This is a genomic window from Sphingobacterium nematocida (genome assembly GCF_900168125.1).
Classification (GTDB): Bacteria; Bacteroidota; Bacteroidia; order Sphingobacteriales; family Sphingobacteriaceae; genus Sphingobacterium; species Sphingobacterium nematocida.
Map to the genome: position 1 here is coordinate 1 of NZ_FUZF01000001.1, position 13,838 is coordinate 13,838.

General features: G+C 35.9%; 22 protein-coding genes. 18 read left to right on the forward strand and 4 right to left on the reverse strand.

The window, feature by feature from the left end; all coding sequences use genetic code 11:
• Window positions 1-117 precede the first annotated feature (117 nt).
• Window positions 118-621 carry a hypothetical protein gene (locus B5X76_RS00005; protein ID WP_079640375.1) on the forward strand — a complete coding sequence of 168 codons (504 nt, stop codon included), beginning with the start codon at window positions 118-120 and terminating at the stop codon, window positions 619-621.
• 8 nt (window positions 622-629) lie between these two features.
• The gene (locus B5X76_RS00010) at window positions 630-1,316 is read left to right on the forward strand and encodes a hypothetical protein (RefSeq protein WP_079640376.1); all 687 of its coding nucleotides are present in this window, start codon (window positions 630-632) and stop codon (window positions 1,314-1,316) included.
• Window positions 1,317-1,391: 75 nt separating this feature from the next.
• On the opposite strand, the gene B5X76_RS00015 is transcribed toward B5X76_RS00010, so the two are convergent.
• Window positions 1,392-2,117 carry a hypothetical protein gene (locus tag B5X76_RS00015; RefSeq protein WP_079640377.1) on the reverse strand — a complete coding sequence of 242 codons (726 nt, stop codon included), beginning with the start codon at window positions 2,115-2,117 and terminating at the stop codon, window positions 1,392-1,394.
• A gap of 18 nt (window positions 2,118-2,135) precedes the next feature.
• Window positions 2,136-3,410 (reverse strand): hypothetical protein, encoded by a 1,275-nt coding sequence (locus B5X76_RS00020; protein WP_139375150.1) that lies wholly within the window; start codon window positions 3,408-3,410, stop codon window positions 2,136-2,138.
• A gap of 1,104 nt (window positions 3,411-4,514) precedes the next feature.
• Here B5X76_RS00020 and B5X76_RS00025 point away from each other — a divergent pair.
• The 6 genes from B5X76_RS00025 (at window position 4,515) to B5X76_RS00050 (ending at window position 8,260) form a co-directional block, all read left to right on the forward strand.
• Window positions 4,515-5,609, forward strand: coding sequence for a DUF695 domain-containing protein (locus tag B5X76_RS00025; protein WP_079640379.1), 1,095 nt, complete (start codon window positions 4,515-4,517; stop codon window positions 5,607-5,609).
• Window positions 5,610-5,695: 86 nt separating this feature from the next.
• A complete protein-coding gene (locus tag B5X76_RS00030; protein ID WP_079640380.1) occupies window positions 5,696-5,923 on the forward strand; it encodes a hypothetical protein in 228 nt (75 codons plus the stop codon).
• Window positions 5,924-5,940: 17 nt separating this feature from the next.
• Window positions 5,941-6,345, forward strand: coding sequence for an SMI1/KNR4 family protein (locus B5X76_RS00035; RefSeq protein WP_079640381.1), 405 nt, complete (start codon window positions 5,941-5,943; stop codon window positions 6,343-6,345).
• A 59-nt stretch (window positions 6,346-6,404) separates the two neighbouring features.
• Window positions 6,405-6,854: a hypothetical protein gene (locus tag B5X76_RS00040; RefSeq protein WP_079640382.1), complete on the forward strand. Its 450-nt coding sequence runs from the start codon at window positions 6,405-6,407 to the stop codon at window positions 6,852-6,854.
• Window positions 6,855-7,064: 210 nt separating this feature from the next.
• Window positions 7,065-7,499: a hypothetical protein gene (locus B5X76_RS00045; RefSeq protein WP_079640383.1), complete on the forward strand. Its 435-nt coding sequence runs from the start codon at window positions 7,065-7,067 to the stop codon at window positions 7,497-7,499.
• A gap of 266 nt (window positions 7,500-7,765) precedes the next feature.
• Window positions 7,766-8,260: an ORF6N domain-containing protein gene (locus tag B5X76_RS00050; RefSeq protein ID WP_262507894.1), complete on the forward strand. Its 495-nt coding sequence runs from the start codon at window positions 7,766-7,768 to the stop codon at window positions 8,258-8,260.
• Window positions 8,261-8,262: 2 nt separating this feature from the next.
• Here the strand turns inward: B5X76_RS00050 and B5X76_RS00055 are convergent, their stop codons facing one another.
• Window positions 8,263-8,664, reverse strand: a complete 402-nt coding sequence (locus B5X76_RS00055; protein WP_079640384.1) for a type II toxin-antitoxin system HicB family antitoxin — start codon at window positions 8,662-8,664, stop codon at window positions 8,263-8,265.
• Window positions 8,665-8,703: 39 nt separating this feature from the next.
• The gene (locus B5X76_RS22405) at window positions 8,704-8,805 is read right to left on the reverse strand and encodes a type II toxin-antitoxin system HicA family toxin (protein ID WP_139375177.1); all 102 of its coding nucleotides are present in this window, start codon (window positions 8,803-8,805) and stop codon (window positions 8,704-8,706) included.
• A 310-nt stretch (window positions 8,806-9,115) separates the two neighbouring features.
• Here B5X76_RS22405 and B5X76_RS00065 point away from each other — a divergent pair, with 310 nt between their 5' ends.
• The 10 genes from B5X76_RS00065 to msrB all read left to right on the forward strand — a co-directional run bounded on the left by B5X76_RS00065 (window position 9,116) and on the right by msrB (window position 13,825).
• The gene (locus B5X76_RS00065) at window positions 9,116-9,400 is read left to right on the forward strand and encodes a hypothetical protein (protein WP_139375151.1); all 285 of its coding nucleotides are present in this window, start codon (window positions 9,116-9,118) and stop codon (window positions 9,398-9,400) included.
• A 2-nt stretch (window positions 9,401-9,402) separates the two neighbouring features.
• The gene (locus B5X76_RS00070) at window positions 9,403-10,491 is read left to right on the forward strand and encodes a hypothetical protein (protein ID WP_079640386.1); all 1,089 of its coding nucleotides are present in this window, start codon (window positions 9,403-9,405) and stop codon (window positions 10,489-10,491) included.
• Between the two features lie 139 nt (window positions 10,492-10,630).
• Window positions 10,631-10,834, forward strand: a complete 204-nt coding sequence (locus B5X76_RS00075) for a hypothetical protein (RefSeq protein ID WP_217699606.1) — start codon at window positions 10,631-10,633, stop codon at window positions 10,832-10,834.
• Window positions 10,831-11,109 (forward strand): membrane protein insertion efficiency factor YidD, encoded by a 279-nt coding sequence (gene yidD, locus B5X76_RS00080; protein ID WP_079640388.1) that lies wholly within the window; start codon window positions 10,831-10,833, stop codon window positions 11,107-11,109. The genes B5X76_RS00075 and yidD overlap by 4 nt, the downstream gene beginning before the upstream one ends.
• 90 nt (window positions 11,110-11,199) lie before the next feature.
• Window positions 11,200-11,823 carry a hypothetical protein gene (locus tag B5X76_RS00085; protein ID WP_139375152.1) on the forward strand — a complete coding sequence of 208 codons (624 nt, stop codon included), beginning with the start codon at window positions 11,200-11,202 and terminating at the stop codon, window positions 11,821-11,823.
• Window positions 11,824-12,054: 231 nt separating this feature from the next.
• The gene (locus B5X76_RS00090) at window positions 12,055-12,288 is read left to right on the forward strand and encodes a DUF6934 family protein (RefSeq protein WP_079640390.1); all 234 of its coding nucleotides are present in this window, start codon (window positions 12,055-12,057) and stop codon (window positions 12,286-12,288) included.
• Window positions 12,254-12,499: a DUF6934 family protein gene (locus B5X76_RS21570; RefSeq protein WP_139375153.1), complete on the forward strand. Its 246-nt coding sequence runs from the start codon at window positions 12,254-12,256 to the stop codon at window positions 12,497-12,499. The genes B5X76_RS00090 and B5X76_RS21570 overlap by 35 nt, the downstream gene beginning before the upstream one ends.
• A gap of 31 nt (window positions 12,500-12,530) precedes the next feature.
• A complete protein-coding gene (locus B5X76_RS21880; RefSeq protein WP_176140938.1) occupies window positions 12,531-12,692 on the forward strand; it encodes a hypothetical protein in 162 nt (53 codons plus the stop codon).
• Window positions 12,693-12,937: 245 nt separating this feature from the next.
• Window positions 12,938-13,156, forward strand: coding sequence for a hypothetical protein (locus B5X76_RS00095; protein WP_139375154.1), 219 nt, complete (start codon window positions 12,938-12,940; stop codon window positions 13,154-13,156).
• A 168-nt stretch (window positions 13,157-13,324) separates the two neighbouring features.
• Window positions 13,325-13,825, forward strand: coding sequence for a peptide-methionine (R)-S-oxide reductase MsrB (gene msrB, locus B5X76_RS00100; RefSeq protein ID WP_079640392.1), 501 nt, complete (start codon window positions 13,325-13,327; stop codon window positions 13,823-13,825).
• The last annotated feature ends 13 nt before the right edge of the window (window positions 13,826-13,838 follow it).

Sequence of the window (13,838 nt, forward strand, 5' to 3'; positions counted from 1 at the left end):
AGTAATATTGTCAGGTCATCAGTTGGACTGTAGAAATCCTCGACAGAGGGGTCAGTATGTCCAGCGGAGGGGTCAACATCACCATTATATCCAAACGCAAAGCTAGTTCTAGATGGAATGTATGAGCTTGCTCGAAATAATTATCTAGAAGGTTTAGAAACAAAAATAGATTTTCTCAAAAATGAAGGAACATCTCATGAAGTGTTTTCAAAATTCATTCGAGACGGAATGCGAAGTCATAATACTAAGAGTTCCGAGATCCTGTCAATAGGAGATAAAGTTAAAGAAATGGATAAGAATGATCTTTCTAATCCATTGAACATGATATCTACACATTGTATTCATGTGATGCCTTTTGGTTATTTTATGTTTGAAACACATCTTCTAGAGACTGTGCTAGATATTTTAAATGTAGAGAATTTTGCAAAAGAAACGTTCAGAACACTAATAAAATCAGACATCGTTCCTGTTGCGAACATCTTTGATAATCCAATTTTACAAGAGGGTCCTAGTCAAGGAATAAATTACAGTGTGGGAGTTGAAACCCATCGTCGTTTCTATGATATTCGCGTCGGACTAAAAGAAGTTGGGGCAAAATTGATAGAGCTTCGTTCTAATTAACAGCATCCATGAAAGTAACTATACCGTACGGTTTACATAAACCAAGCTATAAAGTTTTTCATATAGATGAATTAGATAAATCTGCTAGACGTTCCAAAGACTATGTCTGCGTAGGTTGTAATACCCAATTATCTGTTTGTTTTGGGTATAGAAACAGAAAACATTTTAAGCATGCTCCAGGTAGAGATTGTAGTGGTGGGCTAGAAACAGCTTTGCATCTATTTGGAAAGCGTATCATAGTAGAAAATAATCGCATAAAGATCCCAACTTTGGGTTGGATTTCGTACTCTGCCCCTCTTGCGGAAGAGTATTTGGATACAAAGAAACCTGATGTGACAACTACATATGATGATAAACCACTATACTTTGAAATTAGGGTCACCAACCCCGCTGATGACGAAAAGAAAGAATTTTATCAGAAAGGAATGCATCGCTGCATAGAGATAGATTTAAGGAATTATAAAGAAAAGCCATTTGAAGAAATCAAAAACGATATTCTTGGTAACAACCTGATTAAGGAGATCATCTACTGGGATACACCCGACAATCGGCTTCCAATTCTTGAGGCTCCACCAAGTCCAACCTTTAAGAAAGAAAGCTTTTTGAAAAAGCATTGGCGCAAAATCGCCGTTGCTATAATTGCACTTGGTACTTTGGCTTATAAGGTTTGGGCAGATAGAAAAAAATGTTGGTAGGTGGTATCTGTGGATATTCTATGATTGAAGGTTAGATTCAGAAGTAGCTTAGGCAAAAAACTAATAACAAGATTACTATTTGACCAAATCAATCAGTGCTAAGAATTGTTTTAGTAATTTAATCCGTAAATCAGGGTTTAAAAGAATCAAAGAAGAATAAACCTCATTCGACAACTTTTGTTCTTCCCCGACTCTAGCTTCCTTTACTTCATCGTGAGAAATAATATGAACCAGATTATTCAACAGTGCCTCCTTTGAAATATCAAGGTTAGGTATGTCTTCTCTTCGATAGACTTCTTCGCCAGAGTTCTTCAATACATCGAGCGTTCCCTGCCGAAACTGATCGAAAGCTTTTAATAAATCTCTTGTTTTCGTACTTCCAATCTGTTTACTTATATCCAAAACTAACTGTTCTATTTCCGCTCCTACCTTTCTACTATTAGAATTACCATATTTTGTACTTATCAAAGAACAGTAACCACTATTTACATAGCCTTCATAAATGCCTTTTAATCGAGAATGACTCGTAGGTAGAGAATGTCCTAAGCTTTCCCTACTACAAGTAACTAGAAGGCTTATTTTACTCCAAAATCCGGTTTTCTTTCTTCCTAAAAGTTTATTTTTAAGCATTTGATTGAATTGAATTTTCTTAATCACATTTAAAACAGATGCGTTAATCACATATAGATTTTGATTCTGCACTGATATATCCCGGCCATTATCGAACACATGATTCTTAAAGAAATACACGGCACCTTGATCTAAATTAAACTGAGATAGGATAAGATTTTGTTTTGTCATATGATCAACTTTTACTAATTACTTCTTCCCGTATTTCCTAAATGCTGCTATCGTCTGGAACACACCATACCCCATGAAGATAATGCCAAATATTCTGGCTAGGTCCGTTAAAGCTGTTCCTTGTTCTTCATAATTCCCCACCTGTAACTTGGGATAAGTAGCAATGTAGCGTATATAGTCTGCAATCCAATTCGAATCGCAGAAGATGAAAATCCCTAAAGAGCCTTGATATCCTGCAAAAGAGATTAAGCCTGAAAATAGCGTAAAGAATACTCCTAACAGCCAGTTCCTGCCATGCCAGTTGGATAGCTCATTTAAGAAAAGAAGGAGTTCGTCCCCCACATTATCTTTAGTCCTACGGAGGTAGTTTTGTTCTCGTGAACGGTATTCTACAGATTTATCTGTATCTCCATTTCGTTCGGCCAACAATCTTAATTGGTTGTAAGTGAACTTAGCATTGATATTAAAATCCCGTTCATTATCTATGCAGGGTAGCATGTTAAGGTTATCCGAATAGTTGGCTAACCGTTCTGGGTAATGAAACAGCTGCATCCCTAATATATTAGTATTGATAAACTGTATTTGACTAAATGAATTAAGATCGAAAAAGTGAAAGTTGATATTATCCAAAATGGAATCGTAGGCCGTTAGGTGATTTGTGTACTTATTGGCCTTTAGGAACTCTTCTTCCGAACTCCTGGAATTGATAAAATTGATCTTACCATGATTGGAGAAGGTGCCAAATGTCAATGCATTGATTCCGGAACCTTTGACGGTAATATTAGAAAAATTTGTCCCAGTAAAGTTCAAATTTACATTGATATGTTCGATCAAGATATCGCCGGAGTTCTTGTCTCCTATTCTAAGGTCTGATGGGGTAGAATGTACATCTTTATACACAGATTTTATCACTAGTGGAGCGTCAAATTTGCACTCTTCAACATAGAGTTGGAGTGGATGAGGAATTTCGATGGAACACTTTTTGAGAGTTGTGCAGTCCTTCAGATGTATCTCCGCTATCTGATTCTCTTCTAAGTAGTCATCATCACCACGCTCTCCATAATCAGTCAATTGACTGATTCCACAATTTGTAAACGCTAAACTCTCAATCGGTGACTCATAAAGTCCTTTTAGAGTCACATCTTCTATATCATTGAAACTGATTTGACGAAGTTCGTTATCCTCTTTAATGATGAATAATAGTTGTTTTGTCTCTTTGACGTTGAAAGACTTTATTTTATCATTTTTTAACTCAACTTCAATACTTCTGTCTAAGATAGAAATGCTCGTCATAAAAACATCACTGTCTTGCAGATATATGTATATTTCTCCTGACTTTTCTCCTAGAAGCCCTTTCCTGTTTAAGAGGTTTAACTTCTTGGTTCGTAATTCGTAACATTTAAAACGAGTGAAGATGCAATATGAATCTAATGATTTGGAGATGTCAACTGTGTTTAGGTAAATCTGATTGATTTGTGACTCATATCCAAATGAAAGAGAGTCCTTAAAACTCGATCTTTCAATAGATAAGGATATAATTTTACACTGATCTAATCTTAAAGAAAGAGTAAAACTACAGTTTTCTAAAATTAATTCATTACAGGTCAAATTGTATATTCGTAAACTATCGCTGTAGTGAAGATTTTTAATAGTAACTGTTTTTCTTTGAGTACCATCTAGTTCAAACAGCATCTTCGGATCATCTTTTAATCCATCAAAGTCAAATGTAGCTGATTTTACCATTTGTATTTAATCGAAATTAAGAATTGTATCTTTTAGGGTTTATAGTTTTAAATCTGGGTATTGTATTCAAATCGCATCCATTCAATGTTTAGTTCGTCATTGGTCGGCAGTTTGTTCAAATTACTAAAATCTCATTTGCTCAAAACCCGCGCTATGAATATTTCAGCTGTTTCCAAATCGTAGAAAGTAGCCACAACTTTGGCTTTATGCCTGTATGTACCGCACTTGAATTTGGATGCTTCGATCGTACTGTGTTTATGTGAATATAATACTTTGATTTCTCTCATAAGACCTTTATAAAGGTGACTATTTTTTAACGTAGTTTGGCTTCTTCTAAAATAGTCAAAAGTAATTGAGTAATCCAACAATCGTTCAATAATTTGTTGCACAAAGGTCTCAACTTACATGGAAATACCCTTACGGGAAGCCGTAAGCAGCTGTTTTATATTGCTATTATAATTGACCGAATTGTAAGTCAGCTTGTAAATAAAATTCAAATTACATTGATTTTTATTGTTTTATTATATAGCTTTAGGTAAATCATTAGCCAAGTGTAAAGATGAAGAAAGAAAAATTTCAAGCTTTATGGACTTTCTGCTGCAGAAAATGGAAGTGAATGGCAAATGGGTAAAAATTATATAAAACAAAGATGGTATGAGTTTTTTTAAAAATATTTTTAGCAAGAAAGAAGAGCCAATTAAAAATTACGTCGACTTTTGGAATTGGTTTCAAGCCAACGAAAATACATTTTTTAAGGCGATAAAATCTCACGAAGAGATTGAAGAAAGATTTTTTGACAAACTGTCGCCAAAGCTTTCTGAACTAAAAGACGGTTATTTTTATCTGGCAGGGATGTATGACGACAATACTGTTGAATTAGTTTTAACTGCAGACGGTAATGCGAAAAATATAGTTTTCATAGAAGAACTTGTAGAACATGCCCCTAAAATCGATGGTTGGAAATTTACGGCACTCAAACCTGCAATGGACATTAAAAATGTAGCAATCAGTATGGGAGGGTATAAATTTGATAGCAATAATTTATTCTTCTATTCCAATGACAATCCTGTTTATCCGGACGAAATTGACCTTTGCGTAATACACAATGAACTGACAGAAGACAATACGCAAGAAATAGGAAACGGTACTTATGTTTTCTTGGACAATTATTTGGGAGAACTTGACTTTCTAAACAATATAGATAATCTAAAAATAATTAGCAGACAAGAAGCGGAGAAAGAACTAGTTCCGATTGATAAACTCAAAGATTTTTTGGCCTGGCGACAAAAAGAATTTATTGAAAAGTATAGCGGGCTTCGCTGCAATACGGAAAATGATGGATACTCAAGTTTGGAAGCAGTACTTAATAACGGTAGACCTTTATTGGCTATTGTCAATTCGACATTGCTTGAGTGGGACGGCAAAGCGTCTCATCCTTGGATTTTGGAGGTTCAAATAAACTATAACGGTAACGAGAATAATGGTTTGCCAGACGCTAGTACTTATGAACTTCTTGACGAATTTGAAGAACAAATAATGCTCGAACTAAAAGACTTTGACGGCTATCTCAACGTAGCAAGAGAAACAGCAGACAATTCAAGACAAATATACTTTGCTTGCAAAGACTTTAGGAAACCCTCACGAATTTTACACACTTTGATAAAAAAATATTCGGATAAGTTGAGGATAGAATATGATATATACAAAGACAAATATTGGCAATCATTTGAACGGTTTAGGCTGAATTAACGAAAGCGCAATCGTTAAAAAAATGATACCAATAGGCCCGTTAGCGGTAATTATAAATGACGACCCCAAACCAAACAAATTAACAAATGGAGCTATCGAAAGACAGAGTAATTGTTGCGAGTGATGTTAGTGGCGATCGAGATGGTATTGGCGTTGAAATTTACCGTGACGACAAACTAATTATTGAAATATTTCGCGATGATACAAAACGAACAAGAACTATAACTTTATTCCAACAAGATATTTCATTAGACTTGATTGAAGAAAGTATTCAAACCTTCAAAAAAGAAATTCCTTGGAACTTTATTGACTAATTTAAAAAAACAGAAAAATGCCATTCCCAATAGATGAAAAATATATCACAGAAACTGAAAAGGAACTTGGAATTCTTTTTCCCGACAATTTCAAGTCTAAAATGATGAAAGAAAATGGCGGAGAATTGATGACAGAGGACGACGATTGGAATTTATATCCATTTTTTGACAAATCAGATAAAAAAAGAATTAGCAGAACTTGTAATCATATCGGTTTAGAAACTAAACAAGCAAAAAATTGGGCTAATTTTCCTTCAAACGGAATTGCAATTGCTTCAAATGGAAGTGGCGACCATTTAGTATTATTACCGACAAAAGAAAATAAAGAAAAACTAAGTGATGAAATTTTCACTTGGTATCACGAAACTGGAAAAACTGAAAAAGTTGCTGACAAAATTGACGAACTAATAGATAACAAATAATAACCACAGCTAACATGGTATTGCCAAATCGTTATACGCCGCTTTAGGACGCCACAACAATGAAAATAAACTTTGACATAAAAGACAATCACGCCATAGAAATTGCAGGACGCGTTATCGACCTGCATAACAATTTTGACTTCGTTGGTTTTGACTATAATATCGCTGACAGAGAAATCAAACTATATTGGAAGAAATCATGCGGTGACTGGGTTGACAAAAATGAATTTTTAAGTTTGATTTTGACACATATGGGTGTAACGTTTTTAAGGGTAACTGAGCAAGACGAAAAAAGTACATATGATGATGACAGTTGTTTAGGAGATATTACATTTTTCCCTTCGACTTCAAGAGAAATAAATGACTGCATTGTTCCACAAACAAAACCAAACGATGGAGACGACATTCTTTATTTTTTTGAAAACGGTCAACAAATAAGAATTCATTGCAAAGAAATTGAGTTAAATGTAAATGTTGATAAATCCTTAAACTTGACTATTTCAAAATAGGAAGCAGCGGTTCTGTTTGACTTTATAAAGAAGATCAATGAAGCAGATGCCATTTTCGCATGGTATTCCGGCACATGTTGCCCCCTCTGTAATTAAAAATAGCAATATATTCCGCAGCAAAACTCATTGAACATAGCCCTCCATCTTCATAGAAGCTTTGACCCGGGTATCCAATTGCTGTAATGAGTCAATGGAGCTAAGATATAAAGTATGAACTGGTTCCCTATACATATCGTTATCAAAGATCTTTCGTTCTTGATTTTCTATTTGACGATAATGAAGTATAATCTGACCCTCGAGACATTTCTCCCTGAGACGGTGGCATCATTTCCGAAAGCGACAAGTATAAATCTCCTAGAGATGATACAGGTTTCTTTATTCTATAACGTAATCCCTATCGTGGTTAGTTTAGGGCTATACTACCCTATTGTTCAATTGGGAAAAGTACTAATGAAGCATAATAATAAACTACGACTTATAGCAACTGGTTTTGTTCTGACGTTGATTACACCTATCGCCTATTTCGTGATGACTGGCTATGATATGGATTCACCAAAAAAGGCAGAGTTGCTTGCCTGGTTCTTAACTTTTGTCGTCTCGATGTCTACGTATTATGTTTTGAACAGAAAGCGTAGCGATGTATAGAATTTTTATCCGTCCTAAAGGATAGTCAAACTACCCAAATAAGCATGTACGGCATAGCTATCTTTACAGCGACGAGAGTCGCACTCTTATTATGCTAATATTTTTAGCTTTATTGGTTTTTAATTCTTATCTTGGTATGACCAAATAGCTAGATTATGGAACAGCATGTTGACAATACAGTGCAAAAAAGCCTACCCGATGAGGTACTGATGAGTAGAATATACGTCTTTCGTGGGCAGAAGGTGATCCGCCGGTAGTCGGACACGGTGCTCGATAGTGACCTTGCGGAACTCTATGGAGTGGAAACTAAAGTTTTTAAGCAAGCTGTACGACGAAATATCGAAAGATTCCCTCCCGATTTTATGTTTGAATTGGATGACTCTGAATTTAATTCTTTGAGGTCACAAATTGTGACCTCAAAGAATGGGCGTGGTGGCAATAGATATTTCCCTATGGTATTCACTGAACAAGGAGTAGCGATGCTATCATCTGTTCTGAAAAGTAAACAAGCTATTCAGATAAATATCCAAATCATGCGAATCTTTACTAAGATGCGTCAGTTTCTGAATGATACAACACAGATACATCTGGAGCTTGCAGAAGTAAAACTAGCGGTAGAAAAATTGTCCAAGAAGCAAGATGGGCATGACAAGAATATCGAACTTATCTTTAGTTATATAGACCGCCTAGAAGAAAAAGTGCAAAAGCCGACTATACCCGAACATAGGCAGGTAGGATTTAAAGTAGGAAAAGAGAAATAGCCTTACACCAACTCTACAGCCTGCAGTTCTGCTTCCAGACGGTGAAGGCCCTCTTCTATCTTCTTAAGCTGAGGCTGACGGGGCTTTTTCAATCCTGATGAGTAATGTTGCAGTTGACGCTGATTGATGCCTGTAATCTTCTCTAAGGCGGCATTGGTGAAGATACCTTTGTAGTAGTTGAGAAAGCTTTCTGCATCAAAGTGGTATACGATTTCATATTTACCTTTGAGAATAGATGGTATATTGTCGCCACTGAACTCCTCGGTAATGATCGCTATTGCATCTAAGATAGATTGCTTGGCCTCCTCGACGGTATCACCGCCTCCATAGATGCCCTCGGCATTCTCTGCATAGGCACTGAACATGTCTTCGCTGCGTTCGATAATGATCTTTAATGTTTTCATATCAGTTTCCTTTCTTTTATCACGGGGATCGGGAGCTAATTAAAGCCCCAGATCCTTCATGATTTTCTTGCGAAAGCCCTCTCCCATCTCTTTGCTACCATGGTAAGGAAATGAACGAGTTTTTCCGTCCTTCTCATAAATGTAATGAGAAGGGGTATGTTACAAGGCAGTAAATTTACTACTGTATTTCAAAATAGTTTTTCTGTATATTTTTTTGTAGGTTTTTATTATACAGTGGTTTATCGCTAAACTACGTTTGCCGTTAATCAAAATTAATCTTTGAGCCTCTGCAAGACAGAGTCTTTAAATTAGGGACTGTGTTATGCTTTACGGAAACCCGTAAAGCGTAAAGGATCATTAAACTATCTTTATTACTTATTGGTCAAGAACTACTTAAATAGCCTTCGGCTTAATTGTCGAGATATTTTCTAGGTATTGATTACAAACAATTATGAGAACCATATTTTATTTATGCATGCTACTTGGGCTAGGCCTAAGTTCTTGCGAAAAGGAAAACCAAAGCCAATCGAATGAAAAATCAGTGGAAATTGCAGTTGCTAAAATTCAGATTTACGGAGTAAAGTACAACCAGGATTCAGTTTTTAACCAAATGTCAATCGGTACTGGCTTCTCTACAGAACAAATCTATTTTGATGAGAGCACTCAAAAATTTAAAATCAAAGATTTCTATCTAGAGTTTAAACCAGAAGATTATTTAATACTTAAAGGCCAGTAGACATGAAGAAAATAATAATTTCTCTATTCGTGTGCTTGTTTACGACAATCTCTAACGGACAGACTTTTGATGATATGATATCTGTCGCAACCATGGCTTCAGGAGCTTGGGACCAATCGATTCATGGGTGGGCCCAGGATCCAGACAATGAATGGCGATACCATTTTGATTTGAATAGAACAACGGATATTGTTTTTGATATGTCAATAGGTTTGAAACGTAGTAGCGGTAGCGATAGTTTTCATGAAGCTAAAGTATATGTTATATTGACACATCCAACAGACCAAGGGGTTTTTTGGAAAATATCGCCAGATGTGATATTTACTCCCGGTGATTTTACCGCCCAAGGATCTTCCGGCAATTACAGTCGGAATAGAACGGTTCAAGTTACTATACCTCAGCAATTATTTAATACTTACTTTACTCCAGGCAATTTTCCCTTAAACTACAGGATCTCCGTAGGTGTTGAGGGAAAAATGAACTCTTTAGGTACGTTCGAGACATTTAAAAATTATCAACAGGAAAAATTTAGAGAATATAAAATAAAGCCAATAATCCTAGGAGCAGGTCAGCTTTGCAACGAAGAAGTTTTTAATATATATTATGCTTCGAATGTTACCTTAGAAAATGCAACAGGAATAGCTACATTGACTGATCTGGGGAATGGACAATGGAAGGTGACGAAAATCGGAAACGGGAATGTGATTCTGAAAGCCACGAATGCCAATAAAATAGTCGAGAAGCGAATTCTTATTGGAGCTGCAACGATTGTAGGTGATATAATTAGTGGGAACTCTGCCATAACTCCACCTAATTCTGGTTACTCGATTTATGATTATGAAATCTCTACAGATGCAGTCAATCAAATAGAATGGGTAAGTTCTGGTTGGAGTGATGTAATAGTTCAGTTCAACGGTAATAGAGCTTCTCTTTCAGTTCCGGCAAATAATACATCGACTAATAAAACGGTTCAGTTAAAAGTTAGAGTATTAAACGCTTGTGGAAACTCTGACTACGTATACAAAAACATTACTATTTACAAAAGTGGTGGCGGAAGTGGAGGACCTGATCCAGAAGGGCCTATACAGTAAACTACATTTGGCAGTCCCTTTTCTTCATGGGGGATTGCCATTGTTTTATATTACATATATTCTTGAGTAAATGTTGCAATTCGATTCAACGTACAATAATTTTATGTCATTTATTATATAGCTTTAAGTAGTGCCCTTTGTGGCATCGATAGACCCAAGGACAGGCACCTCGGATCAGGTAGCAAAACAGTTGGAAACATTGATCAACCAAGGTGCATCTGAAGGTTGGAGCTATGTAAGACTAGAAAGTGTGACGACTTATGTGCATGCTGAGAATGGTTGTTTTAATAATAGACCTGGATATACGACGGCTAGGCAGATGGTGGTGTTTTCGAGGCCATGAGGTCTCTCCTATTAGCCACGATTAAGGTTTATTGGTTTATCATCCCTCGAAATAAGAGACGTAAGTGTATATTTAGGCATAGCTGTTCTAAGTTTGTATTTGACGTGACGCGTCGCGAGGGGTTTATGGCTGGTAGCAGGGCATTGCTATTCCGCATGAGGAACTGTAACGGTCACTTTGATATCATCACGGATCATGGCAGCGGCGAGCGGAAGATGTACCTAAAGGGCGGTGTGGTGGTTGGCGAGACGGAGATCGCGGAGAGGTTGTTGTAGAGTATACACCTGAGGATAAGGAGATTATTCGTATATTAGTCTAATATGCATCTCCGATGTGCAAACCTTTTATAATTTAATCTGCTAAATATGAAGCCCTCTAAATGCATGATATTCTGTCGTGATGCAAGACGATCTAAGGCTCTATTTGAGACCGAAGCGAAGGCATCGGGATTTATAAAATATAATAGATATGCCATAAAACGGCAAACCGGAATTGCCCCGATCCGGGCGTACCATTGTACATCGTGTGACGGATGGCATGTGACGAGTAGAAAAGCAGTGTATGACCTACCTGACAAAGCAGAAGTAAGGATTGCGGCCTATGAAAGAGAATATGGTCTGGATGTGAAGAAGGAGGAGAAAAACAACCGCCTTAGCAGAGCTGAATACCTACATAAAAAACAAGAACAACGTAGAGAAGAACGCCTAAAGGAACGTGAGCGCATACGCGAACAAGAACAGCAAGCTGTGAATCTTCTGAAAGCACGTATAGGTAATCATGGTCCATTAATGGTTATCTATAAAGATATAGAAGAGATACAGGCTTTTCTCAAAAATAAGGCTGATAAAACCCGTATATATAGACATATCACGAAAACGTACGAAAAATTGGGTAAAGTAATTTATACCAAAAAGTCTACTCCATTGATTGCAATTCTAAAAGACAAACTGGACTCGCTCTTGACCCATTGCCAGAATCATCAGTTTTAAGACAACGCACTTTATCTTTGGATTCGCCTGTATCAATCGTATTATTTGCTGTTGACTTTCTACCAACCCATCTACCAACCTATCATTACGACCAATGTCTTTGGAATTATTAATTCTGTGTGAGCACATGAATAAAAAAAACTAACATATTTAGTATTACTATTTTAAATTAGTATCTTAGTATGACCAAATAGATAGATTATAGAAATAGTAGGTAAACACCGACATATTATGACTGAAGAATATTATGAGTTTGAAAAGAATCCCGAAATTCACTATTATGATTTTTTTAGTACAGGTCCCAAAGGGAATATACGTAAAGTTATACAATTTCAGCAGATCAGTATTAAAGAGAACATTTACAATTTAGGATTCGGTGATTACGATGAGGTGTCAAAAGAGATAAGTGATATGACAATAAGTAATAACCATGATACTAAAAAAGGTACTTTCAACTGTAGCTAGGCCTGTATTGGACTTTCTCGAACAAAACCCCCAGGCTATCGTAATGGCACGAGGAAGCACCCCTTCACGTACCAGATTGTACCAAATGGGAATTGCCGAGTTTTGGACAGAAATACAAGCGTTATTGGAGGTCAATGCTTATTATAAGGAAAACTGGGAATCCTTCCAAAAGGGCAAGAATTATGATGCGTTTTTTATATTCAAAAAATAATAACTAACTTTGAATCAATAGCTTTATAACTATGAACACAGATGATAACAAAAAGAATAAATCTATAGATGATGCAGCTGCATTAGAGCGTCAAAGAATTTATAATAACTCTACATTCTTTAAAAAGAAAAATGAGGAGGCTATAGAGTTCCTGAAAAAGCATCCTATTCCGAAAGAATTTTTAAAACGCTAGACGTTTAATATCATATTGCTCATACTACCATATTAGGAGATATGAGTTTCGAAGTCCGATATGCCTTGATGTATATCGGACTTTGCGGTTATATATCGACATGGAAGCTGTATTTGAATAGATCTAAAAACTCTGCTACATTATCACGATAGAGATTGAGATCGTAATTGGTATAATTACTACTTTGTTTCAAAATTATTATTAAGGATGCTTCGTTTAACTTGTCGAAGAAAGAACTGCTAAGTGTGGGTAATCCTGATTTATTTTTGAAACATGATCTTTTGACAATTGACAATACTAGAATCAGCGATGATTTTTTTAGGTTGATAAATGTTCCTTATTCAGGTTATTATGTTTCGGAAAGACTTAAAGAAGCTATGGAAGCAGAGGGTTTTACAGGAATGGCTTTTCAAAAAATGCATATGATCGATAATAAGATAAAAATTATTGGTGCTAGTAGTTAGATTACAGAACGACATTCTGAAGATTAGAGGGCGACATAGATGTCTTGCCTGAAAGAATTTTGATAGGTTGTAAAATTGGAAAAGATGAAACATGACAGCAAAAGAATTACTATATATAAAAATCTAAATGTAAACTTCTTTCGTACTTATTTATAAAATAATAAGATTATGAAAAAATATTTTGTTTTATCCTTGCTTGTTTTCTTTTCACTCGGCATCTGTAAAGCGCAGACAGAAAAAAAACCTAATCCCTATTATTCTAGAATCGATACCACTTCACTAGTTAATGTGAAGGACCAGGATTGGAAAAAAGTTTTAGAGGCAGATCTTTATGAAGTGGCTAGAAAAGGGGCGACAGAAAGAGCCTTTACTGGAAAATATTATGAATATGATGCTAAAGGTGTTTATTATTGTGCTGTTTGTGGAAATAAACTCTTTTATTCAGATTCTAAATTTTCATCCATGTGTGGATGGCCTTCATTTTACGAATCTGTAACACCCAAAAGTGTTATCTACAAACAAGATCATTCTTTTAATATGATTCGTACGGAAGTTTTGTGTGGGAGATGTAATTCACACTTAGGACATGTATTTGACGATGGACCTGCGCCAACAGGTAAGCGATTTTGTATGAATTCCATCAGTCTGGAATTTGAACCCGAAAAATGAAAAAGTGTTTTTT

Excerpts from the sequence above, each read along its gene's own strand:
- B5X76_RS00005 (WP_079640375.1), top strand. The coding sequence starts at position 118 with ATGTATGAGCTTGCTCGAAATAATTATCTAGAAGGTTTAGAAACAAAA.
- B5X76_RS00010 (WP_079640376.1), top strand. The coding sequence starts at position 630 with ATGAAAGTAACTATACCGTACGGTTTACATAAACCAAGCTATAAAGTT.
- B5X76_RS00015 (WP_079640377.1), bottom strand. The coding sequence starts at position 2,117 with ATGACAAAACAAAATCTTATCCTATCTCAGTTTAATTTAGATCAAGGT.
- B5X76_RS00020 (WP_139375150.1), bottom strand. The coding sequence starts at position 3,410 with ATGACGAGCATTTCTATCTTAGACAGAAGTATTGAAGTTGAGTTAAAA.
- B5X76_RS00025 (WP_079640379.1), top strand. The coding sequence starts at position 4,515 with ATGAGTTTTTTTAAAAATATTTTTAGCAAGAAAGAAGAGCCAATTAAA.
- B5X76_RS00030 (WP_079640380.1), top strand. The coding sequence starts at position 5,696 with ATGGAGCTATCGAAAGACAGAGTAATTGTTGCGAGTGATGTTAGTGGC.
- B5X76_RS00035 (WP_079640381.1), top strand. The coding sequence starts at position 5,941 with ATGCCATTCCCAATAGATGAAAAATATATCACAGAAACTGAAAAGGAA.
- B5X76_RS00040 (WP_079640382.1), top strand. The coding sequence starts at position 6,405 with ATGAAAATAAACTTTGACATAAAAGACAATCACGCCATAGAAATTGCA.
- B5X76_RS00045 (WP_079640383.1), top strand. The coding sequence starts at position 7,065 with ATGAACTGGTTCCCTATACATATCGTTATCAAAGATCTTTCGTTCTTG.
- B5X76_RS00055 (WP_079640384.1), bottom strand. The coding sequence starts at position 8,664 with ATGAAAACATTAAAGATCATTATCGAACGCAGCGAAGACATGTTCAGT.
- B5X76_RS00065 (WP_139375151.1), top strand. The coding sequence starts at position 9,116 with ATGAGAACCATATTTTATTTATGCATGCTACTTGGGCTAGGCCTAAGT.
- B5X76_RS00070 (WP_079640386.1), top strand. The coding sequence starts at position 9,403 with ATGAAGAAAATAATAATTTCTCTATTCGTGTGCTTGTTTACGACAATC.
- yidD (WP_079640388.1), top strand. The coding sequence starts at position 10,831 with ATGAGGTCTCTCCTATTAGCCACGATTAAGGTTTATTGGTTTATCATC.
- B5X76_RS00085 (WP_139375152.1), top strand. The coding sequence starts at position 11,200 with ATGAAGCCCTCTAAATGCATGATATTCTGTCGTGATGCAAGACGATCT.
- B5X76_RS00090 (WP_079640390.1), top strand. The coding sequence starts at position 12,055 with ATGACTGAAGAATATTATGAGTTTGAAAAGAATCCCGAAATTCACTAT.
- B5X76_RS21570 (WP_139375153.1), top strand. The coding sequence starts at position 12,254 with ATGATACTAAAAAAGGTACTTTCAACTGTAGCTAGGCCTGTATTGGAC.
- B5X76_RS21880 (WP_176140938.1), top strand. The coding sequence starts at position 12,531 with ATGAACACAGATGATAACAAAAAGAATAAATCTATAGATGATGCAGCT.
- msrB (WP_079640392.1), top strand. The coding sequence starts at position 13,325 with ATGAAAAAATATTTTGTTTTATCCTTGCTTGTTTTCTTTTCACTCGGC.